The sequence below is a fragment of the Achromobacter sp. genome (assembly GCF_049647645.1).
GTDB lineage: Bacteria > Pseudomonadota > Gammaproteobacteria > Burkholderiales > Burkholderiaceae_B > Achromobacter.
On record NZ_JBARYB010000029.1, the window covers coordinates 1 to 19,858 of the forward strand.

The following is a 19,858-nucleotide window of genomic DNA, read 5'->3' on the forward strand; positions in this document are numbered from 1 at the left end:
CCCGAGCCCTCAACGGCTCGGTCATCGCGCCGGCGCAGGCCATGCCCGCCCGCTTCGGCGGCGCCATCGACGCCAGGGGGCCGCGCAGTTGGATGGCGCCCGGCCTGGTGCGCCTGTGGGCCCAGGCCCATCGCAGCCACGGCCGCCGGCCTTGGTCGGCGTTGTTGCAGCCCGCTATCGCCCTGGCGGCCGACGGCGCCCCCTTTTCCAGCGAGCTGGCGCGCAACCTGCATCTGGCCACCCCCCAGGTACGTCGGCAACCGGGTTTCGAAGCGGCTTTCCTGCTTGGCGCGGCGGACCGCGAGGCCGGCACGCCATGGCGCCAGGCGGCGCTAGGCACGACGCTGGACCGCATTGCCGGGCAAGGCGAAGCGGGCTTCTACCAAGGTCCAGTGGCCCAGGCGCTCTGCCGCTTTGCCAGCGAGACCGGCGGCCTGTTGCAGGCCGACGATCTGCAACGCATCACCGCCGATTGGCGCGAGCCCATCCATCAGGACTACGGCAGGTTCAGCGCCACGGTCATGCCGCCCAACTCCGTGGCCCCCCTCATGTTGGCGCAGCTGCAACGCCTGCGCGATGGGTTCGACCAGGACCGCGATCCCAGGCTCCTGGCGCAGATCCTTCAGGCGCGCGCCATCCTGCCCGCCTTGCACGATCGCATTGCCAACCCGGATGCGTCCTGGCCCTGGCAGGAACTCGGGACTTGCGACGAATTGCCCCCCCAGCGCCCGGACGACCCGGGCGATACCGCGGGCATCGTCCTGGTCGATCACGAGGGAAATGGGCTGGCGATGTTGCAGAGTGTCTTCCAACCCTTCGGCAGCGGTTGCGTCGACCCCGCCACGGGCGTGCTGATGAACAACCGGCTGAGCGAATTCAGCCTTGATCCGGCGCGGCATAACTGCCTGGCCCCCGGCAAGCGCCCTGTGCACACCCTCAATCCCTACATGGTCTGCCGCCAGGGTAAGCCAGTGCTGTTCGCCGTTTCACCCGGGGGTGTCAGCCAGACCACCACCGGTGTGCAGTGCATTTCGAACGCAATGATCGACGGCATGCGATTGCCCGAAGCCATCGACGCGCCGCGCTGGAGCATTGCTCGCGACGGCCAGGTCATGTGCGAACCCGGCTTTTCCCCTTTCGTGGTCGAACGCCTGCGCGCCGCCGGCTGCGGCGTTGCCACCGACTCCCTGCACCCCTTCTATTTCGGCTCGATAAAGGCTGTACGCCTGCACCCGCAAGGCGTGCTGGAGGCGGCCGCGGATCTGCGTCGCGAAGCCGACGCCGTCGCCTGGTAAGCGAAATACCTTGACGGCCACTCCAATAAAAGTATACTTAATCGTAATTTAGTATACTTAACCTTATCGATCAGCGGCTCGCCGCTGCCAGGACGAGCCTGGATCGATCAACGGACACGGCAAATCCCGCGGGCGGAAACCGCCTATCCACGCCGCGCTTGCACAGGAGTGACTACTCGATGGAACGACTACGCTTTGGCATCTGCGGACTGGGGTTCGCCGGTTCCGTGCTCATGGCTCCCGCCATGAAGCAGCACCCGAAAGCGGCGATCGTCGCAGCGTGCGATCCCAATCCAGAGACCCGCGCCGCCTTCGCCAGGGACTACGGAATCCCGACATACGACAATCTGGCGGCAATGCTCGACGGCACGGAGCTCGATGCCGTCTACGTGGCGTCGCCCCATCAATACCACTGTGAGCACGTCGTCCTGGCCGCCGAACGCGGCAAGCACATCATCGTCGAGAAGCCGCTGACGTTGAACGATGAAGACGCCCGGAACATGGTCGAGGCCGCCGCGCGCTGCCAGGTCCAGCTCGTCGTCGGCACCTCACGCAGCCACGATCCCGTCGTGAAAACCATGCGCGACATCGTCCAGAGCGGCGAGGTCGGGCGCCTGGCGATGATCAACGCCTGGAACTACACCGACTATCTCTATCGGCCTCGCCGCCCCGAAGAGCTCGACACGGCACAGGGCGGCGGCATTCTCTTTAGCCAGTTGCCGCATCAGTTGGATGTGATCAAGGTCATTGCCGACGCCACCATCGTCTCGGTGCGCGCGACGGCGGGACAACTGGACCCCCGGCGGCCGACCGAAGGCCATTGCGCCGCCTTCGTCACGCTGTCCAATGGTGTCTTCGCCACCCTCGTCTACAGCGGCTACGACCACTTCGACAGCGACGAGCTGCAGTTCTGGATCGCCGAAAGCGGGCGTCCCAAGCAACCGAAGCACGGCAGTTCTCGCAAGCTCCTCGCCGGGCTCTCGCCCGAGCAGGAAGCGGCCCTGAAGACGCAGCGTCTGGGCTATGGAGGGCCGGTGGCGCAAAGCTATGCGGCAACGGAGGACAGCCGCAAGCAACCGCATTTCGGCATCTTCATCGCCACCTGCGAACGGGGCGACCTGCGCCCCAACCCGGACGGCGTCACCGTCTATGGCAGCGATGGTCCGCGCGAGGTGCCCGCCCACGCCGGGCGGGGAGCCTATGGCCAGGGCGACACCATAGACGAACTTTACGACGCCATCGTCGGCGCCCAGCCGGCGCTGCGTGATGCCGCCTTCGGCCGGAATACCGTTCTGGCCTCGCTCGCCATTCTGGAATCGTCCAGATCCGGACGCGAAATCTCCATCCCCCCGCAAGACATCCCCTGCTCGCCAGCCCGATGACACCCGCGCCCGCTTCATTGCGCCAACCCAAGGATAAGTCATGACCCAGCACGAAGACCCTTATCGCATCCTGACGGCCGTCGGTCCCGGCACGCCGATGGGCAACTTGTTCCGCCGCTTCTGGCTGCCCGCGCTGACCAGCGACGAACTGCCGGCCCCCGACTGCACGCCGGTGCGCATCCGCATCCTCTGTGAAGACCTCATCGCTTTTCGCGACAGCGCAGGCCGGGTCGGCATCGTGGACGCCTATTGCCCCCACAGACGCGCGCCGCTGTTTTTCGGCCGCAATGAAGAATGCGGCCTGCGCTGTGTCTACCACGGCTGGAAATTCGACGTGAACGGCGAATGCGTGGACATCCCCAACATCGTCCCGCCGGACAACTTCATTGCACTCAAGCAGAAGGCCAGCATCAAGAGCTATCCAGTCCAGGAAAGCGGCGGACTGGTCTGGGTGTACATGGGCCCCAAGGAACGCCAGCCCGCGCTGCCCGGCATGGAATGGGTCGCGCTGCCCGACGACCAGGTCAAGTGTTCGCGTTGGTTGCACCGAAGCAACTGGCTGCAAGCCGCCGAAGGCGAGATCGATACCTCGCACATCAGCTTTCTGCACAGCCGGGTCAACGTCACCAAGCACTCGCCCGACTGGCAGCGGCTGGCGCAAGATGGCGCGCCGCAGATCACCGTGAGGGAAACCGACTACGGCTTCGTCTATGGATCGCGCCGCGACTACGAAGGGCAGTACTTCTGGCGCGTAACGCAATGGATGCTGCCCATGTGGAGCGCGGTGCCGCGTTCCATCAACGACCCCATTCTGGCCGGCCGCGCCTGGGTGCCGATCGACGACTACACGACGACCGGCTTCGGCTATGTCTATTCGCCCGACCGTCCCCTGCCCCCGGAAACCCTGGCCGAAGTGGCGGCCGGCGAACGCTTCCCGCCCCGTTCCGACAAAGGCACGTTCCGGCTCCCGCATGGGTACGTCATCGACACCTACCTGCCCCAGGCCAACATCGAAAACGACTTTCTCATCGATCGCGACCTGCAGCGGACCACCAGCTTCACCGGGATTCTCGGCGTCAACGAACAGGACCGCGCCCTGCAGGAATCGATGCTCAGCGTGGCCGGCCACGCCGGCATCGTCGACCGCTCCCAGGAACGCCTGGTCAAATCCGACCTGCCCATCATGGCTGCACGGCGCATGCTGATGCGCCTGGTCAAAGACCTGGATCAGGGCGTTGAACCGGCAGCGGCGGCCAATGCCGACAGCTATGGCGTGCGCGGGATCGCCAAACTATCGCCCATCGCCGACTTCGACGAATTCATGCAGCAGCATGCCGACTACATGACGCCCCTCACGACACCCGCGAACTGATCTCCGGCAAGCGGACTCCCACGGCGGTGCCGGCATTCGTCTGCACCTGCCGGCAATCACGCCATACGGCCACGCCCATGCAACATTCCCCAAAGACTCTCAGCGAGGCAACAGGAGACGCTCCCATGGCTATGAGCACCCCGAAGCCGCAAGCCGCATCGGCCGTCAAGCTCCAGGCGCGCATCCATTCGATCGAGCTGGAAGCCGAAGGCATCTATCTTCTGGACATCCGCCCCGTCCGGGAGCAGCAGTTTCCCGCCGTCGAGCCTGGCGCCCACATCGACCTTCACCTGCCCAACGGATTAACGCGCAGCTACTCCACTGTGAACGCTCCAGGCGACCAGGGCCGCTATCTCGTCGCGGTCAAGCATGAAACCTCGGGCCGCGGGGGGTCCCGCTACATTCACTCGGAACTGCGAGTCGGCCAGGACATCGCCATCGGCGGCCCCCGCAACAACTTCAGCCTGCACGAAGACGCCAGGCACTCCGTCCTGATCGCCGGCGGCATAGGCATCACGCCGATCTACAGCATGGTTCGCCGGCTGGAACAGCTTGGATGCTCCTGGGAACTGCACTACGCCGCCCTCGACCGCGAACATGCCGCATTCGCCGCGCGCCTGCTGGCGCTGCAGCCCAGGGTCCGTTTTTATTTCGCCGCGGAACAGCCCGGCCGCCCCCCGCTCAACTTGCGGCAACTCATTGCCGACAGCCGCAACGACGCCGACTTCTATTGCTGCGGCCCGCAAGGCATGCTGGCCGATTTCGAAGCCGCAGCCGCTCACCTGGAGCCCGAGCGCGTCCACGCGGAATACTTCAGCGCTGCCGAGGCTCCTGCCGTCGAAGGCGGATTCGAGATCGTTTTGAACCGGACTCAAAAGCGCGCCGCAGTCCCTCCCGGCGCAACCATACTCGACACCGTGATCAAAATGGGCGTCGACGTCCCGTATTCCTGCATGGAAGGCGTCTGCGGCAGCTGCGAAGTCCGCGTCCTCGAAGGCACGCCCGATCACCGCGATCTCATTCTCAGCAAGGAAGAGCGGCAGAGAAACGATCGCATGATGATTTGCTGCTCCGGAGCCAAATCGAACCGCCTCGTGCTCGACCTGTAAGCACTTTGGCCAACGCTTCCGGAGTGGTGAAGAAATCCAGCCCCACGGCGCAGCAGCGCCTCCAAGACCTGCAGTACCCCAACCACCTGTTCCCCAAGGAGATAATCATGACCAAGGAAATCATTCGTTCTGACAAAGTGACGCCCCCTCTCGCACCCCTGTCTCCTGCGGTGCGTTCGAACGGGTTTGTGTTCGTGTCAGGCCAACCGGCCTTCTTCGACGATCGCCAGATCGCCGAAAACGACTTCGATACCCAGATGCATCAGGTGATGGCCAACGTGCAAGCCCTGCTGGAAGCGGCAGGCTCAAGCCTGGACAAAATCGTGAAGGCCAATGTCATCCTGAAGAATGCCAGCGATTTCGCGCGGATGAACGAGATCTACCGCAGCTACTTCCCGGACGGCAACTACCCGGCCCGCACCACGATCGAGGCAGCGATGGGGAACCCGCTGTTCCTGCTGGAAATCGAGTGCACCGCTGAAGCGTAAGCCGCAGCCCAAGGCCGACGCAACGTCGGCCTTTTTCATCTGGCCAGCAAAGCACCCGCCGTGGCGCACCAGCCGGCTCAGTGCTGGTAAAAGTGCGGTCAAAATTCCCAGAAAGCAAAAAGCCCACCGTTTCCGGTGGGCTAGGCGCTTGATACTACTAGAGAATTCTGGTGGGCTGTGAGTGGCTCGAACACTCGACCTACGGATTAAGAGTCCGCTGCTCTACCAACTGAGCTAACAGCCCTGCAACTTCACTCAGTTTCGTCCGCTTTGCTGCGCGTTTTTTAGTCCGCTACCGCTGCGTTTCGTTATGCGTGTAGTGCGAAGAAGCAAGATTATATGTAGCTTTTTTGGTTTGTGCAAGTCGCCTCGAAAAAATCTTCAAACAGCCCGCATCAGGCGGCGAAGCCGCCGTCCACCGACAGGCTCGCGCCCGTGACGTAGCGCCCTTCCGGCCCGGCCAGGAACGCCACCATGCCGGCGATGTCGCTGGCTTCTCCGTAGTGCGGCAGGGACAGCACGGCAACCAGGTCTGCCGCATGCGCGCCATCGGCGGGATTCATGTCGGTGTCGATCGGACCGGGGTGCACCACATTGGCGGTGATGCCGCGTGCGCCCAGGTCGCGCGCCAGGCCTTGGGTCAAGCCGACCAGCGCCGACTTGCTGGCTGCATACAGCGCGACGCCGGCGCGGCCCGCGCGGCCTGCCAGGCAACTGCCGATGTTGATGATGCGGCCGCCTTCGGGCATGGACGCCTGCGCCGCCTGGATGGCGACGAAAGGCGCGCGCACGTTGATGTCCATGGTGCGCTCGTAGTCGTCCAGGCTGGATTCGCCGATCGCGCCGGTGAGAAAGATGCCGGCATTGTTGACCAGCACGTCGATGGGCCCCAGCTCGGCAATGGTCCGTTCGACCGCGCCCCGGACTGCGGCGGCATCCGCGGCGTCCGCCTGGATGGCCAGCGCGCGGCGCCCGTCCACGGACAGTTCGCGCGCCAGCGCCTGTGCGGCGGCAGCCGAGGAAGCGCTCACGTAGGTGAAGGCCACGTCGGCTCCATCGGCCGCCAGGCGACGCACGATGGCGGCACCGATACCCCGGCTTCCGCCGGTGACAAAGACAACTTTTCCAGTCAGATTCGACATTGGCACACCAATATTTGTAGTGATCAGTACAAATATATTCGCCGAGCCGGATGACCTTCGTCAACTATTTTTTTATCAATCACCACAAAAATCCCTGACGGGTAAAATCATGCGCATGGCAGAACGTGGTCGCCCCAGGAACTTCGACCGGGCCCAGGCCTTGCACAAGGCCATGGACGTCTTCTGGTCGAAGGGATATGACGGAGCATCGCTGACCGACCTCACGGCGGCGATGGGCATCAATTCGCCCAGCCTCTATGGCGCATTCGGCTCAAAGGAAGGTCTGTTCCGCGAAGCGGTGCAGCTCTACCGCGAAACCGAGGGCGGTGCGGCGCGGCGCGCGCTGCAAGATGCGGCCACAGCCCGCGCGGCCATCGAATCCATGCTGCTGGCATCCGCGGAACGCTTCACCGCGCCCGGCACGCCGTCAGGCTGCATGATCGTGCTGGGCGCGCCGGCGGGCTGCATGAATCAGACCGGCGTGGGCGACTTCCTGGGCGACAACCGCCGCGAAATGCAAGGCCGCATCCTGGCCCGTCTCCAGGCCGGCGCATCCGCGGGCGAGCTGCCGGCCGGCGCCGACCTCAAGAGCCTGGCCGCCTTCTACACCACCGTGCTGCACGGCATGTCGATCCAGGCGCGCGACGGCGCCACCCGTAAGACCTTGCAAGCCGTGGCCAGACAGGCGATGTGCGCCTGGGATGCGCTGACCGGGAGCGCGCCTCCCTCCGGCTTGCCACAGGGCCGGGTCCGCGCCTGATGGAGAGCGCCATGTTCCGGGTCGATCTGCGGCGTCTCATCCTGTGGATCTGCCTTTTTTCGGTAGTCCTGGCGCTGGTTGGCAGCCTGCATGCGAGCTACGTGGTGCAGCGCGATCTGCTGCTGCAAACCGCGCTGGAACTCAACCGGACCTACGCCTCCAAGCTGGCATCCACCACCGAGATTTTTCTGACCGATCTGAGGCGCTATCTGTCATATAGCGCTGAAATGTTGGCCGACATGGAGACCCACCCCGAACACATGGTGTCCGAGACCCTGCGGCAGGAACGGCAGCTCGCCCACTTCAACTCCACCTTTATCGTCTCGCCGCAAGGCAAGGTGTTGGCGACATCGGCGTTGGGCGAGGATTTGCTGGGGCAGCAGCTGCGCAGCGAAACGACCAGAGATGCGATAGCCAATCAGCGCCCGACTGTCAGCGCAGCCTACATAGGCCGCCAAAACCGCTGGATGATTCTTTACACTCACCCGATTTTTTCGGCCGACGACCGCTACCTGGGCTTTTTCGGCGGTGCGTTCTACCTGCATGAGCACAATGCGCTGGATCATCTGCTGAATCAGCATTTCTATCGTGGCGAGTCCTCCCTGTACGTCGTGGACCGCAACGGCGCGCGGATCTACCACCCTGACCGGCACAGCCTGGGGCAGATCGTCCCCTCCCCAGGCGCCTTCGCCGCCGCCCTGCGCGGCGAAACCGGCGAAATGCGCTACACGGATGAACATGGCCACGAAATGCTGGCAGGCTATGCGCCCGTGCCCAGCATGGGCTGGAGCATCATCGCGCAACGCCCCGTGGACGCCACCTTGCAGCCCCTCAGCGATCTGCTGCTGGCCACGGCCCGCCATACCTTGCCGCTGCTGGTACTGTCGCTGGCGTCCATCTGGCTGCTGTCGCGCTGGATCGCCCGGCCGCTGGGGGAGCTGGCCAGCATCGCCAAGCATATGCAGAACCCGGACTCGGCGGACCGCATCCGCCATGTGCGCTCGTGGTACTCGGAAGCCGCGCAGCTGAAGCGCGCGCTGCTGATGGGAGTGGCCTCGATCCACCATAAGATCCGCGACCTGCGCCGCGAGACCACCACGGACACCTTGACTGGCTTGCTGAACCGGCGCGGCCTGAACGAAGCCCTGGCGCAGCTGCAGGCCGAGGGACAGCCGGTGGCGATCGTGGCCATCGACATCGACCACTTCAAGCACATCAATGACCGCCATGGCCACGCGGCGGGCGATAGCGCGCTGCGTGAGCTGGCGCAATTGATGAGTGAAGGATCGCGCAGCGGCGACACCCTTGCGCGCGCAGGCGGCGAGGAATTCGTCATGCTGCTGCCCGGTGCGCCGCTGGAGGCCGCGATCGGCCTGGTGGAACGGCTGCGCCTGCGCATAGCAGCCGAGCCCGGCGCCATCGCCATTCCACTCACCATTTCGGCCGGTGTCGCGACCTATCCGGAACACGGCGCCACCTTGGACGCCGTCCTGCAACGCGCCGACCAGGCCCTTTACTACGCCAAGAACCATGGCCGCAACGCGGTCTGCGTCGCGGACGACAGCGCCCAGGCCGGCGCGCGCATGACGTCGCCGGGCTGAATCGCCTACTTGCCCTTCGCCGATGCCGGCGCAGGCGCCTTCGGCGGCTTGCGCATCTGTTCTAGCAAGGGGCCGCAGGCGTTCTCGTCCGTGGTGCTGGGCGCCACCAGCGCCAACAGGCCTGCGGCCGGCGTCAGCAACACCCCCAAGGCGACCATGCCCGCGCCGCGCGCCGCAAGGGGCAGCACGTGCACGCCCACGTCCGGCGAGCCGAAGGTGCCGCGGACGTACAAGGGGGAGCGCAGCGAGAAGATACGGAAGCCCTTGCTGTCCGGCGTAATGTCCATGTCCAGCTTTTCGTTCTTGAAGTCGGCCGTGCCGGTGATGCTGATAAGCGCGTTCTCGGTATCGAACACGAACACCCGCGGCGTCATCACGCCGTTCTTCATCTGCAGGTCGGCTGCGCCACAGTTGATCTTCACCTCGTCGTCGCCGAACAGCTTGGACACGACATAGTTGCCGACGTTGAGCCCCGCGATCTCCATCAGGCTGCGGCTGATCACGCCGTCGTTGACCAGCATCTTCACATCGCCCGTCGCCGTGCCCAACAAGGCGGCGACCGAGTTGCCGGCGCCGCTCACCGCCATGTCGCCATTCAGCTCGCCCAGCGTCTTCTGCATGGCCGCGGTGGAGGGGAAGAGCTGCTTGAGCCGCAGGCGGCGCGCGCTGATATCGACGCGCCCGGTCAGGGCCGCGCCGGAGCCATCCAGGCGTATGGTGGCGTTGATGTTGCCCCCGGCCATCCCGAAGCGCAGAGGCTCCAGGGCCAGCTTGCCGTCCTGCAGCACCAGATGCACGGACAGGTCCGACAGCGGCAGCTTGCTGTCGTGCACGATGCGGCCGGCATCCAGCGAGACGTCGGCGTCCATGTCGCGCCAGCGGTCGGTTCGGAAGGCCTGGGTAGGCAGCACCTTGCCGCCCTTGGGCTTGGCCGGCGCATCCTTGGCCTTGTCCGTTTCCGCGCCCGCGACCTTGCCCGACGGCACGCCGATCAGCGGCCCCAAGTCCTCCATGCGCAACTGCTTGGAGGAAAGCTTGCCGGTCAGCTTGGGCCGCGGCATGCCCAGCGCGAAGGTGATGTCGCCATGCAGATCGCTGTTGCCTACCTTGCCGTTGAAGCCCTTGTAGTCGAACACCGCGCCGCCGGGGTTGTGCAGCCTGGCCACCAGGTGACCGTCGGTGGAATACGGCGGCGTGTCCGGCAAGGTGACTCCGGTCAGCGGATACAGCTGCGCCATGGACGCGCCCGACAGCTTCAGCCGCAGGTCCAGCGCGCCCAGGTTCACCGGATCAGTCAGGGTGCCGGCCACCGACGCCCTGGTGCCGCCAATGGCCACGTCCGCCTGCACCGGAAAGGGTTGCTTGGCGTCCTGCAGGGCCAGCATGCCGCCTACCTTGCCCTCGCCCTTGGTCGCCAGGCCCTTGTACTTGCCGTCCACCTTCCAGCCGAACACATAGTCGCGCGGCGACGGCGCGCCGCCGCCCTCCCCTTGCGCCTCAAAGGCCGCGCCGGCCACGTCCGCGAACGGCACCGGCTTGCCCAGCGGATCCACCAGCACGGTCAAGTCCGCCTTGAGGACCTCGTCCACCAATCCCACACGGCCCTTGTCGAAGCCGATCTCGTTGATATCCAGCACCCAGGGCGAAGGCTCGCCGGTTTCCGGCAGGGTGAACTCCCAGTTGGCGCGGCCGTCGGCGAGCCGCTCCAGGTCGGCGGCGGGTTCGGTCAGCTGGATGCGGCGGATGACGACGCGCTGGCGCAGCAGCGGCAGGGGCGCCAGGCTGAATTCCCCGCGCTTGAGCGTCGCGAACTGGGGCGCCTTGGCCCAAGGCGCATTGCCTACGGAAATATCGTTGGCGACGATGTGCGGCCATGGCACCCAGGCGCGCCAGCCGCCCTCATCGGGCTCGCGCGCCCATTCCACGCTGAGATCGCCATTGATGGCAAAGGGGCGTCCGATCGCGGCGCTGGCCCGCTCGTTGATGTAGGGCTTGGCGCGATTCCAGTCGAAGGCGGCGATCGCCGCCACCAGTATCGCCACGAGGAGCGCCGCTCCCCCTACAATCCCGATCGCTATTTTTCTTGAGCGCGTCATGGTTATTATCCTTGGCAGTGCGGCCGGCGTACGGCTGCCGGCCCTCGTTACCGCCAAGGGTATCGCGGCCCGCGCCGCCAGCCAGGCTTTCCGGCCCCATAATGTGTGCGGATTTTTCCTGGCCCGGCTCTCGGGGCGGTGCCGCGCGGCACGCGTCGGCCGGGGTTTGCGCAGCATGCCGCGTGCCCGGGCCCGCGGCGGCCAGTTACAAAACGAAATTGTTCCGCGCTGCGAAATGTGACCCGGACTCCGGCGCCTGGCGAATTTTCGACACCGACTGCGCTCAAATGCTCAAACGACAGCCCCCGGCCCATCGGACCGGGCAGCAGAACAACCTGGAGGCCCGATGCGGCATTCGACCTTGATTTTCGTGGCGGCGGCATTTGCGCTGCTGACGCTGAGCCGCCTGGCGCTGGCCGCCTGGCAGTCCAAGCGCGTGCGCGATGCCGGCGGGCTGATCCCCTTGCTGCTGGGCGGGCTGCGCATCGACGCGCATCAGATCGCCGTGTTGGCGGCGCTGCCGGCCGTGCTGTCGCCTTTGTTCGGCCACATTCCGCTGGCCGCCACTCTGGCCGGCTACTGGTATCTGGTCGCGTTCATCCTGCTGGCCTTCCTGGAAGTGGCGACGCCGCCCTTCATCATCGAATACGACTCCCGCCCCAACCGGCTGTTCGTCGAATACCTGAAGCACCCCCGCGAAGTCTCCGGCATGCTCTGGCGCGGCTACAAGGGCGCGCTGGTGGGCGGCCTGGCGGTCGTGGCGCTGATCGGCTGGGGCGCCTACGGCCTGTTCGGCCACGCCCAGCCCGACGCGCCGCTGAGCTGGTGGCAGATGCCGCTGGCCAGCCTGGCGATCCTGGCCATCGTCATCCTGACCATCCGCGGCACGCTGGGCCACCGTCCGATCAACCCCTCCTCGGTCGCCTACAGCTCGGACGGCATGCTCAACACGCTGGCGCTGAACTCGCTCTACAACGTGTTCTACGCCGTCTACAGCATGAAGAACGAAAAGTCCGCCTCGGCCGTGTACGGCGGCATGGACGACGACAAGATGCACGGGCTGGTGCTGGCGCAGGCCGGCCTGCCCAACCCGCCCGCCAACCCGGACTACCCCAGCCTGCACCGCCAGCCGGCCACCCGCAAGACGGCGCGGCCGCTCAACCTGGTGATCATCCTGGAAGAAAGCCTGGGCGCGCAGTATTGCGCCGGCCTGGGCGGCGCCGACCTGACGCCGGAACTGGACGCCCTGGCGCGCGAGGCCTGGACCTTCACCCGCGCCTACGCCACCGGCACCCGCTCGGTGCGCGGGCTGGAAGCGGTGGTTACCGGCTTTCTACCCACCCCTGCCCAGGCGGTGCTGAAGCTGCCGCGCTCGCAGCGCGGCTTCTTCTCGCTGGCCGACCTGCTCGGACGCCATGGCTACCACTCGCGCTTCATCTATGGCGGCGAATCGCACTTCGACAATATGAAGGGCTTCTTCCTCGGCAACGGTTTCAAGCAGATCGTGGACCGCTCCGACTTCGTCGATCCGGCCTTCGTCGGCACCTGGGGCGCCTCGGACGAGGACATGTTCAACCAGCTGGACCGGCTGCTGCGCGAAGACGGCGACCAGCCCACCTTCACGCTGGCCTTCAGTGTGTCCAACCATTCGCCCTGGGAGTACCCGGCGGGCCGCATCCAGACCGACGGCAATCCGGCCACCGTGGAAAACACCGTGCGCTACGCCGACTGGGCGCTGGGCCGGTTCTTCGAACGCGCCAAGGCTTCGCCGTACTGGGAAAACACCGTGTTCCTGGTGGCCGCCGACCATGATTCCCGCGTCTTCGGCGCCAGCCTGGTGCCCGTGCGCCACTTCCACATTCCGGCCGTGATCCTGGGCGCCGGCATCGAGCCGCGGCGCGACGACCGCCTGATCAGCCAGATCGACCTGGCGCCGACCTTGCTGTCGCTGATAGGCGTGGACACCGAGCATCCGATGATCGGTCACGACCTCACCCGCAGCACGCCGGGCCGGGCGATCATGCAATACGACAGCACCTATGGCTACCTGAAGGAAAACGAGCTGCTGGTGATGGCGCCCAACAAGACGCCACTGCAATACCGCTACACGGCGCCCGAGGAATATGCGCCCATGCCGCTGGATCCGGACCTGGCCGCCGAAGCGCTGGCACATGCGCTGTGGCCCAGCTGGGCCTATCGCGAAGGCCGCTACAGCCTGCCGGGCCAGGCTGCCGAATCGTCCGGCTCCGGCGAAAAACCCGCAGCCTGATCCTCCGCCCGGCGGCCGCTACGCCGGCCGCTTGAACGCCTTGCGGGCCTTTTCGCTGGCGGCGTGGCAATGGCAATCGGGGCTGTGGTCGTTCACCATGCCCACCGACTGCATGAAGGCATAGACCGTAGTGGGCCCGACGAACTTCCAGCCCAGTTTCTTCAGCCCCTTGGACAGGGCCTCGGATTGCGCCGAGGTCGACGCGCCGGGCGTGGACTGCGCCCCCTTTGGCGCTTCGAAGCGCCAAAGGTAGGCGCCCAACGAACCCTCGCGCTCGACCATCTCCAGCGCGCGAGCGGCATTGTTGATGACGGCTTCGATCTTGCCGCGATGGCGCACGATGCCGGCGTCGCCCAGCAGCCTCAGCACCTCTTTTTCGCCGAAACGCGCCACCTTGGCGGGCTCGAAGTTGGCGAAGCCGCGGCGGAACGCGTCGCGCTTGGACAGGATGGTGCGCCAGCTCAAGCCCGACTGGAATCCTTCCAGGCAGAGCTGCTCGAACAGCGCCCGGTCGTCGCCCTCGGGGTAGCCCCACTCGGTGTCGTGGTAGGCCATGTACTCGGCGGACGTGTCCACCCAGCCGCAACGGACCAGGCCGTCGGGAAATTCGGTTTTGGCGTTCAAGGCAGGCTCCTGGCCGCTATCGGGCACCCGATGCTACCGCAGCAACGTCCCCGATAAAAGACCAAAGGAGCCCCCACGCTGCGCCCGCTACGCGGGCTTGCTGCTTCCAGGGGAGCGCACATTGCCTTGAGGCGGCCGGCGGCAAAAAACCATGGCGGCCGCCGACTATCTCCAGCTAATATTTGCAACCCTGATCCGCGCCGGCCCTGTCCGCGCGCGTCCCCGGCGCTGTACGGGGGGCCCGCAACGATGCGGCCCGTTTTGCAAGTTTGCCGGGGCCTGGACAGGTTTTCAGCCTTCCGCGCTCCATGACCCTGCTAGAGTCCTCGCTCATCTCCTTCGTCTCGCCCGCCGTCCTGGCAGGCGACGATCCGGCCGCCAACCCCTGTCTGGACTGCGGGGCATGCTGCGCGCATTTCAGGGTGTCGTTCTATTGCGGAGAGCTGGCTGGCGAAAACGGCGGCAATGTGCCGGTGGAACTGGTCACCCAGATGAGTCCGCTGCGCGCCTGCATGAAGGGCACGGAAACCGGCGGCGGCCGCTGCATCTCGCTGCGCGGAGAACTCGGCCAGCCCGGCATCCATTGCGCCATCTACGAGAACCGCCCTACGCCCTGTAGGGAATTCGATATCTGGATGCCCGACGGCTCGCCCAACCCCGATTGCCAGCGCCTGCGGCTGGCGCTGGGGCTGGCCCCGGTGCCGTCCCGGCCGGACGCCGAGAACGACCCGCAAGGCCCCATGCACCCCAACCAGCCTGCCGCGGCCTGAGCCGACAGCTTTCAGCCCGCGCAGGAATGGCTGGTCTGCGCCAGCATAGCCGGCGCGGGATGGGCATCGGCAGCAGGCACCCGCGAGCGTCTGCGCATCCGGACGATGTCCGGGTCCTTGCCCAGAAAGCCCAGCACGTTGCGCATCACACGCTCGCGCTCCTGGTCCACGCAGATCATGTGGTAGCTGTCCTGCAGCATCACCACGGTCGCCTCCGGAATGCGCTGCCCCAGGAAATGGGCTGAACGCGGACTGGTCAGTTCATCTTCTTCCGCGTGCATGATCAAGGTCGGGCAGCGCATGCGCTCCAGCCCCCGCCGCACCATGCCGCGCAGCCGGTCCACCTGGCGCACGCAAGCCAGCGGCACCCACTGGTAATGGAAGCCGTCGCCGCGGGCAAAACCGGCCTTGATGAAAGCGCGCACCAGTTCGCTCTTCACGCCGTATGGGTCCTCTTCGCGCACCCGCATCCGGCGCGGCACGCCTGGCAGGCGATACACCAGATAACGCAAGGCCCGATACCAGGGCGTGCTCCACCCATCCAGGAATACCGGCGCGGACAGCGACACCAGCGCGCCCCGCGTGTGCGATTCACGCTTGCACAGCTCCACCGCCAGCAGGGCCCCCAGGCACATGCCGATGACATGCAGCACCTCGTACTGCGCGCAAAGTTCGCGATAGCGCTGCGTAACCACTTCCATCCAGTCCTCGACCCGCACATCCAACAGGTCTTCCGGACAGCCGGCATGGCCGGGCAAGGTCACGCCATGGGGCTCGATCCCGGCGCGCGCCAGCACCTTGTGCATGGCGCCCATGTCGAATTCGGTGCCGCCCAAGCCGTGGATGAGCAGCGCACCGACGCGTTGCTGGCTCACGGCTCACTCCTGGCCGGCGGCAACGCAAGGAAAAACAAGTCATTCATGAAACACCCCTGATGCGTGGCGGGCAGGACGAAAAGGCCTGTCCGACCCTGGCGTCATACTAGGCAAGGGGCGCTTGGGAAGATCGGCAAAACTGTCGGAGAACCGTGAAAATCCGTAAAGCCCGCCGCGGGAGCCGCGCTACTCGCGTTCGGCCAGATAACGCGTGGGCGTCACGCCGAATGCGGCGCGGAAGCTACCGATGAAGGCGCTGGTGCTCTCGTAGCCCACCGACAGGCCAGCCTCGGTGACCGAGCCGCCGCGGCACAGCAGCTCCAGGGCGCGCAGCAGGCGAGCCTGCTGGCGCCACTGTCCCAACGTGATGCCGGTTTCCTGGCGGAAACGGCGCATCAGCGTGCGCGAGGACATGTTCAGCCGCTGCGCCCATTCATCGATGCCGGCGGTGTCGTCGGGCCGGTCCAGCAGCGTATTCGCCAGATCCTGCAAGCGCGCATCCGCAGGCATCGGCAACAGCACGGGTTCATGCTCGCGCTGCCTGAGCTCTTCCAGCAGCACGTCGAACAACTGCTCCTGGTAGGCAGGAGACAACACGGTGTCCGACTGGACCGAGGTAAAGCGGTCCATCAGCGCTTCGATCAGCCTGGACGCGGGCCAGGAGCGGCAGCGGTCCGGCAGGCGTCCGCAGGCATCGCGGCGCACGTACAGGAACGAGCCGCGCGCCTCTCCGAACCAGCGCGCGCCATGCTGCACGCCCGGCGGAATCCAGCCCAGGCTGCCCGGCATCACCGTCCAGACCTGGGCGCCCGCCTGCACCACCACCAGCCCCTCGTGTACCAGCACCAGCATGCCCTCGTCATGAACATGAGAGGGCACGTCGATACCTTTGGATTCGCGCCGCCCGTGGACGCTGAACGGCGTCAGCAGTACGTCCGGCAGGGGAGGCGCAACGGCCACGTGAAGCATGGTTGGCAGGTTTGAGCTACAGGTTGACGGTTTCCGGCGAGCGGATCCAATTGGAAATGTACATCATTCTCACCTGGATATCAGCCCCGCAAGGAGACCCCCCACATGGACCACTCAAGGCTGCGCCACGCCGGCATCAAGGCCACCTTCCCGCGGATGAAGATCCTGGATCTCTTCTATCAGCACGCCGGCCTGCACATGAGCCCGGCCGACATCTACCGCAACCTGCTCTCGGACCACAGCAACATCGGCCTGGCCACGGTTTATCGCGTCATCACGCAACTTGAAGGCGCCGGCCTGCTCAAACGTACTCAGCTCGACGCCCACACCACGGTGTACGAGCTCAATGACAAAGGACACCACGACCACCTGGTCTGCACCGATTGCGGACGGATCCTGGAGTCCAGCGACCCGGCCATGGGCCAGTTGGTCAGGAAGATCGCCAAGCGCAGCGGCTTCCTGCTGGACTCGTACAGCCTGGTGCTTTACGGCCACTGCGGCTGCGGCAAAGACGCGGCCGCCCTTCCTCACGGAGAATTCGAATGAACCACGAACAGTTTTTCTTCCACGACCTGTCCCAGTTTCCCATCGTCACTTCCCGGCATGGCGGCGCGCCCGACGGCTATTCCGCCAGCTGGATACGCGAAATGGAGATGCTGGTGGACAACCCTCAGAGCTTCGTCATGGTCGTGCCCGACATGCGGCAGGAGGCCGGCCAGGCTGACCGCAAGGCCATGATCGAATGGCAGACCGCCAACATGCCGCGCCTGAAGGCCCGCTGCCGCGCATTCATCGCCGTGGAGGGCGACGCCGAGGCGCGGGACAAGATCCGCAAGCGCAGCGAAAAAATGACCCGCGCCTTCGGCGTGCCATTCCTGGCCGTGGCCACCTTGGGCCAGGCGGCGCAATGCGCCCGCGAACTGCTAGGCCAGTCGGGCCCGGCAGGCTTCATCGTGGACTAAGACCCCGTCGATTTAAGAGTTGGCCGCCAGCGCCGTAGTTCATTGATGTGATGGCGCTGGTACCCGCTGGGTAGCGCGCTCCTCCAACCTCAGGACCGGCCGCCCAGCATGAACCGCGCACTCGCCTGCATGTTTTGCCAATCGACGCTTGCGCAAGGCGCCCCGTTGCTCGAAAAGAACGGCGCAGCCATCTGCAAGACTTGCGCCGACAGCTTCTCGGCCCTGTTCGCCGAACGCGCCTGGACCATGGCGGCCAGCCTGCAGGAACAGCTCGACGTGCTGCTGGAGGAAAGCAGGCGCGCCCTGGCTCACAGCGAATTGATGTCGGAACGCGCCCGCAGCTGCGGCCTAAGCCTGCACGATCTGTCGGCCATGCCGGTGCGCACCCTGTCCTGAAATCCGCCGCCTGATCCCGTCATCAGCGCCCTCCCCCATGATTCCACGCACTGAGCGTTACGCTGACTAGCGCCCCGCATGTCGGCCGCCATCATGGACGAGCCTGTCCTGCAGGGTCCGTGAAGACCGGATTCTTCCGCATCGGGCCACTTTCCTTGCCAGAGGCGATCATGGAATCCCGGGTGGCGATCAGACACTCGATGAAGCACTCGGCGGCTGGCGTGGGTGGCGATTCCTTCCGCGCCAGGATCGAGATGCGGGCAGAGGGCAGCTCGTGGGTCAATGCCATCATGCGCATGTTCGACGGCAGGAGATCATGCTCGAACAACGGGCGCACAAAAATACCCAGCGCATCGCTTTTGGCCATGATGGCCAACGCAACCGCCACCGAATGACAGGCTATGGTGTCGCGCGGCAGGGATAGGCCGTGCGCGCCGAAGGCCATCCTCAACAGGTTTGCGGGCGCTTCCGAATTGCCTGGCACCAGCCAGGGCGCGTCGTGCAGTTCCGCCAGGCTGCGCGCCCTGCGCAACGGGTGGCCCAGACGCGCCCCGACTGCAAGCGGCAGCGTGAACAGCGAACGGTGCGCGAAGCCGTCGCTGATCTCTCCGTCGTACTCGGTTTGCACGAGAAAATCGTAGCGGCCCAACTCCAGCTGCTCGTGGCTGTAGGGCGGCGCCACCTCATTGAACGAAACCGCCACGCGCGGCATGCGGGCGCGGAAAGCGACCAGCGCGTCCGGCACGACAACTAGCGCCGCTGAGCTCACGGCCAAGTTCAACGTGCCGCCTTCGCCATCGCGCATCTGTCCGATTTCCTCGCGAGCCCGCCGGGTCTCTTGCATGATGACGATGGCGCGCTTGTACAACGCTTCGCCATAGGTAGTCAGCTCCACGCCCTTGACGCTGCGGCGCACCAGCTCGACTCCCACGCTCTGTTCTAGCTCGCGCAAGCTGCGCGTCGCGGCAGGCTGGGTTACAGCGAGCGCGCGTGCCGCGGCGCGGATGCTGCCATGCTCGGCAATCAGCGTGAAGGCGCGCAATTGGCGTAGGTTCATGCGTTCGGCTCCGGCGGATTTGTGGAGATATAAAAAAGCAGATCGCAGCGCCCGATTTCTGTATTTTTGATTCTATGGCAACCGTATGGCGCCTGCGAGCAGAAGTCCCGGACTCGGAATCAGGGCTGGCCCGCGACAGAAGCGCCGCCTTGGCGAGGCAGTTGCCGCCCGCTCCGCCGGAAAAACGCAGTCCGCTCTGGCATGTACGCTGAATTTTCCGGGTAATTTACCCTATAAAAAAAAGTATTCATTAGAACCTAAATTCTGTCTTTTTCTTATTCCAAGGCGTCCTTATAGTGCCCTCAAAGAGGAGTCGAAGGCCCGGAACCACGGACCAGCCCCTCTTAACAGACACGAGGGGACACCATGTCTATCGCAATCGCCGCCGCCGCGCCCACCGCGCTCCACACACCACCCATGCGCCGTCGGGTCATCGCCGGCACCACCATCGGCAACGCACTCGAATTCTTCGACTTCACCGTTTTCACTTTCCTGATGCTGGTGCTCGGCCCGCTGTTCTTTCCGGCCGCCTCGGGCTACGGCCAATTGCTGTTGACCACCGCCACCTTCGGCGTGGGGTTCCTGATGCGCCCCGTGGGCGGCATGCTGATCGGCTCCTATGCCGACCGCCACGGCCGCCGCGCAGCCATGACTCTCACGCTGTGGATGATGGGCCTGGGCTGTGCCCTGA

The 19,858-nt window shown here is 65.4% G+C and carries 18 protein-coding genes, 1 tRNA gene and 1 pseudogene; 13 read left to right on the plus strand and 7 right to left on the minus strand.

The window, feature by feature from the left end:
- The 5 genes from WBB14_RS03100 to WBB14_RS03120 form a co-directional block, all read left to right on the plus strand.
- A partial coding sequence (locus tag WBB14_RS03100) for a gamma-glutamyltransferase (RefSeq protein ID WP_424238521.1) occupies positions 1 to 1,295 on the plus strand: 1,295 nt, incomplete at its 5' end.
- 179 nt (positions 1,296 to 1,474) lie between these two features.
- Positions 1,475 to 2,677, plus strand: a complete 1,203-nt coding sequence (locus tag WBB14_RS03105) for a Gfo/Idh/MocA family protein (protein ID WP_424238522.1) — start codon at positions 1,475 to 1,477, stop codon at positions 2,675 to 2,677.
- A 40-nt stretch (positions 2,678 to 2,717) separates the two neighbouring features.
- On the plus strand, positions 2,718 to 4,049 hold the full coding sequence (locus WBB14_RS03110) for a Rieske 2Fe-2S domain-containing protein (protein ID WP_424238523.1): 1,332 nt from the start codon (positions 2,718 to 2,720) through the stop codon (positions 4,047 to 4,049).
- A 125-nt stretch (positions 4,050 to 4,174) separates the two neighbouring features.
- Entirely contained in the window at positions 4,175 to 5,158 is a 984-nt protein-coding gene (locus tag WBB14_RS03115) for a PDR/VanB family oxidoreductase (RefSeq protein WP_424238524.1), read from the plus strand.
- A gap of 107 nt (positions 5,159 to 5,265) precedes the next feature.
- Entirely contained in the window at positions 5,266 to 5,646 is a 381-nt protein-coding gene (locus tag WBB14_RS03120; RefSeq protein ID WP_424238525.1) for a RidA family protein, read from the plus strand.
- 168 nt (positions 5,647 to 5,814) lie between these two features.
- Here WBB14_RS03120 and WBB14_RS03125 read toward each other — a convergent pair.
- Positions 5,815 to 5,890 (minus strand) — tRNA-Lys (locus WBB14_RS03125).
- Positions 5,891 to 6,041: 151 nt separating this feature from the next.
- Positions 6,042 to 6,788, minus strand: a complete 747-nt coding sequence (locus tag WBB14_RS03130; protein ID WP_424238526.1) for an SDR family oxidoreductase — start codon at positions 6,786 to 6,788, stop codon at positions 6,042 to 6,044.
- A gap of 115 nt (positions 6,789 to 6,903) precedes the next feature.
- Between WBB14_RS03130 and WBB14_RS03135 the strand changes: the two genes are divergently transcribed.
- Together WBB14_RS03135 and WBB14_RS03140 are read left to right on the plus strand one after the other, a co-directional pair.
- Positions 6,904 to 7,548, plus strand: a complete 645-nt coding sequence (locus WBB14_RS03135; RefSeq protein WP_424238538.1) for a TetR/AcrR family transcriptional regulator — start codon at positions 6,904 to 6,906, stop codon at positions 7,546 to 7,548.
- Between the two features lie 11 nt (positions 7,549 to 7,559).
- Positions 7,560 to 9,149: a diguanylate cyclase gene (locus WBB14_RS03140; protein ID WP_424238527.1), complete on the plus strand. Its 1,590-nt coding sequence runs from the start codon at positions 7,560 to 7,562 to the stop codon at positions 9,147 to 9,149.
- Positions 9,150 to 9,154: 5 nt separating this feature from the next.
- Here the strand turns inward: WBB14_RS03140 and WBB14_RS03145 are convergent, their stop codons facing one another.
- Entirely contained in the window at positions 9,155 to 11,245 is a 2,091-nt protein-coding gene (locus WBB14_RS03145; RefSeq protein WP_424238528.1) for an AsmA family protein, read from the minus strand.
- A 346-nt stretch (positions 11,246 to 11,591) separates the two neighbouring features.
- Here WBB14_RS03145 and WBB14_RS03150 point away from each other — a divergent pair, with 346 nt between their 5' ends.
- Positions 11,592 to 13,514 carry an LTA synthase family protein gene (locus WBB14_RS03150; protein WP_424238529.1) on the plus strand — a complete coding sequence of 641 codons (1,923 nt, stop codon included), beginning with the start codon at positions 11,592 to 11,594 and terminating at the stop codon, positions 13,512 to 13,514.
- Positions 13,515 to 13,532: 18 nt separating this feature from the next.
- Here the strand turns inward: WBB14_RS03150 and WBB14_RS03155 are convergent, their stop codons facing one another.
- Positions 13,533 to 14,138, minus strand: a complete 606-nt coding sequence (locus tag WBB14_RS03155) for a DNA-3-methyladenine glycosylase I (protein ID WP_424238530.1) — start codon at positions 14,136 to 14,138, stop codon at positions 13,533 to 13,535.
- A 308-nt stretch (positions 14,139 to 14,446) separates the two neighbouring features.
- Between WBB14_RS03155 and WBB14_RS03160 the strand changes: the two genes are divergently transcribed.
- Entirely contained in the window at positions 14,447 to 14,908 is a 462-nt protein-coding gene (locus tag WBB14_RS03160) for a YkgJ family cysteine cluster protein (protein ID WP_424238531.1), read from the plus strand.
- 11 nt (positions 14,909 to 14,919) lie between these two features.
- Here WBB14_RS03160 and WBB14_RS03165 read toward each other — a convergent pair whose 3' ends face one another.
- Positions 14,920 to 15,783 carry an alpha/beta hydrolase gene (locus WBB14_RS03165; RefSeq protein ID WP_424238532.1) on the minus strand — a complete coding sequence of 288 codons (864 nt, stop codon included), beginning with the start codon at positions 15,781 to 15,783 and terminating at the stop codon, positions 14,920 to 14,922.
- Between the two features lie 186 nt (positions 15,784 to 15,969).
- Entirely contained in the window at positions 15,970 to 16,752 is a 783-nt protein-coding gene (locus WBB14_RS03170) for a helix-turn-helix domain-containing protein (RefSeq protein WP_424238533.1), read from the minus strand.
- Positions 16,753 to 16,857: 105 nt separating this feature from the next.
- Between WBB14_RS03170 and WBB14_RS03175 the strand changes: the two genes are divergently transcribed.
- The 3 genes from WBB14_RS03175 (at position 16,858) to WBB14_RS03185 (ending at position 18,110) form a co-directional block, all read left to right on the plus strand.
- Positions 16,858 to 17,298, plus strand: a complete 441-nt coding sequence (locus WBB14_RS03175) for a Fur family transcriptional regulator (protein ID WP_424238534.1) — start codon at positions 16,858 to 16,860, stop codon at positions 17,296 to 17,298.
- Positions 17,295 to 17,714, plus strand: coding sequence for a hypothetical protein (locus WBB14_RS03180; RefSeq protein WP_424238535.1), 420 nt, complete (start codon positions 17,295 to 17,297; stop codon positions 17,712 to 17,714). Before WBB14_RS03175 ends, WBB14_RS03180 begins: the two co-directional genes overlap by 4 nt.
- 108 nt (positions 17,715 to 17,822) lie before the next feature.
- Positions 17,823 to 18,110 (plus strand): MSHA biogenesis protein MshH, encoded by a 288-nt coding sequence (locus WBB14_RS03185; RefSeq protein WP_424238536.1) that lies wholly within the window; start codon positions 17,823 to 17,825, stop codon positions 18,108 to 18,110.
- Between the two features lie 91 nt (positions 18,111 to 18,201).
- On the opposite strand, the gene WBB14_RS03190 is transcribed toward WBB14_RS03185, so the two are convergent.
- The gene (locus WBB14_RS03190; RefSeq protein WP_424238537.1) at positions 18,202 to 19,167 is read right to left on the minus strand and encodes a LysR substrate-binding domain-containing protein; all 966 of its coding nucleotides are present in this window, start codon (positions 19,165 to 19,167) and stop codon (positions 18,202 to 18,204) included.
- Positions 19,168 to 19,533: 366 nt separating this feature from the next.
- On the opposite strand from WBB14_RS03190, the pseudogene WBB14_RS03195 reads away from it, so the two are divergent.
- A pseudogene (locus WBB14_RS03195) lies at positions 19,534 to 19,858 on the plus strand (MFS transporter); the annotation flags it as partial.

Coding starts and splice junctions, on each gene's coding strand:
- WBB14_RS03105 (WP_424238522.1), top strand. CDS start 1,475: ATGGAACGACTACGCTTTGGCATCTGCGGACTGGGGTTCGCCGGTTCC.
- WBB14_RS03110 (WP_424238523.1), top strand. CDS start 2,718: ATGACCCAGCACGAAGACCCTTATCGCATCCTGACGGCCGTCGGTCCC.
- WBB14_RS03115 (WP_424238524.1), top strand. CDS start 4,175: ATGGCTATGAGCACCCCGAAGCCGCAAGCCGCATCGGCCGTCAAGCTC.
- WBB14_RS03120 (WP_424238525.1), top strand. CDS start 5,266: ATGACCAAGGAAATCATTCGTTCTGACAAAGTGACGCCCCCTCTCGCA.
- WBB14_RS03130 (WP_424238526.1), bottom strand. CDS start 6,788: ATGTCGAATCTGACTGGAAAAGTTGTCTTTGTCACCGGCGGAAGCCGG.
- WBB14_RS03135 (WP_424238538.1), top strand. CDS start 6,904: ATGGCAGAACGTGGTCGCCCCAGGAACTTCGACCGGGCCCAGGCCTTG.
- WBB14_RS03140 (WP_424238527.1), top strand. CDS start 7,560: ATGTTCCGGGTCGATCTGCGGCGTCTCATCCTGTGGATCTGCCTTTTT.
- WBB14_RS03145 (WP_424238528.1), bottom strand. CDS start 11,245: ATGACGCGCTCAAGAAAAATAGCGATCGGGATTGTAGGGGGAGCGGCG.
- WBB14_RS03150 (WP_424238529.1), top strand. CDS start 11,592: ATGCGGCATTCGACCTTGATTTTCGTGGCGGCGGCATTTGCGCTGCTG.
- WBB14_RS03160 (WP_424238531.1), top strand. CDS start 14,447: ATGACCCTGCTAGAGTCCTCGCTCATCTCCTTCGTCTCGCCCGCCGTC.
- WBB14_RS03170 (WP_424238533.1), bottom strand. CDS start 16,752: ATGCTTCACGTGGCCGTTGCGCCTCCCCTGCCGGACGTACTGCTGACG.
- WBB14_RS03175 (WP_424238534.1), top strand. CDS start 16,858: ATGGACCACTCAAGGCTGCGCCACGCCGGCATCAAGGCCACCTTCCCG.
- WBB14_RS03180 (WP_424238535.1), top strand. CDS start 17,295: ATGAACCACGAACAGTTTTTCTTCCACGACCTGTCCCAGTTTCCCATC.
- WBB14_RS03185 (WP_424238536.1), top strand. CDS start 17,823: ATGAACCGCGCACTCGCCTGCATGTTTTGCCAATCGACGCTTGCGCAA.
- WBB14_RS03190 (WP_424238537.1), bottom strand. CDS start 19,167: ATGAACCTACGCCAATTGCGCGCCTTCACGCTGATTGCCGAGCATGGC.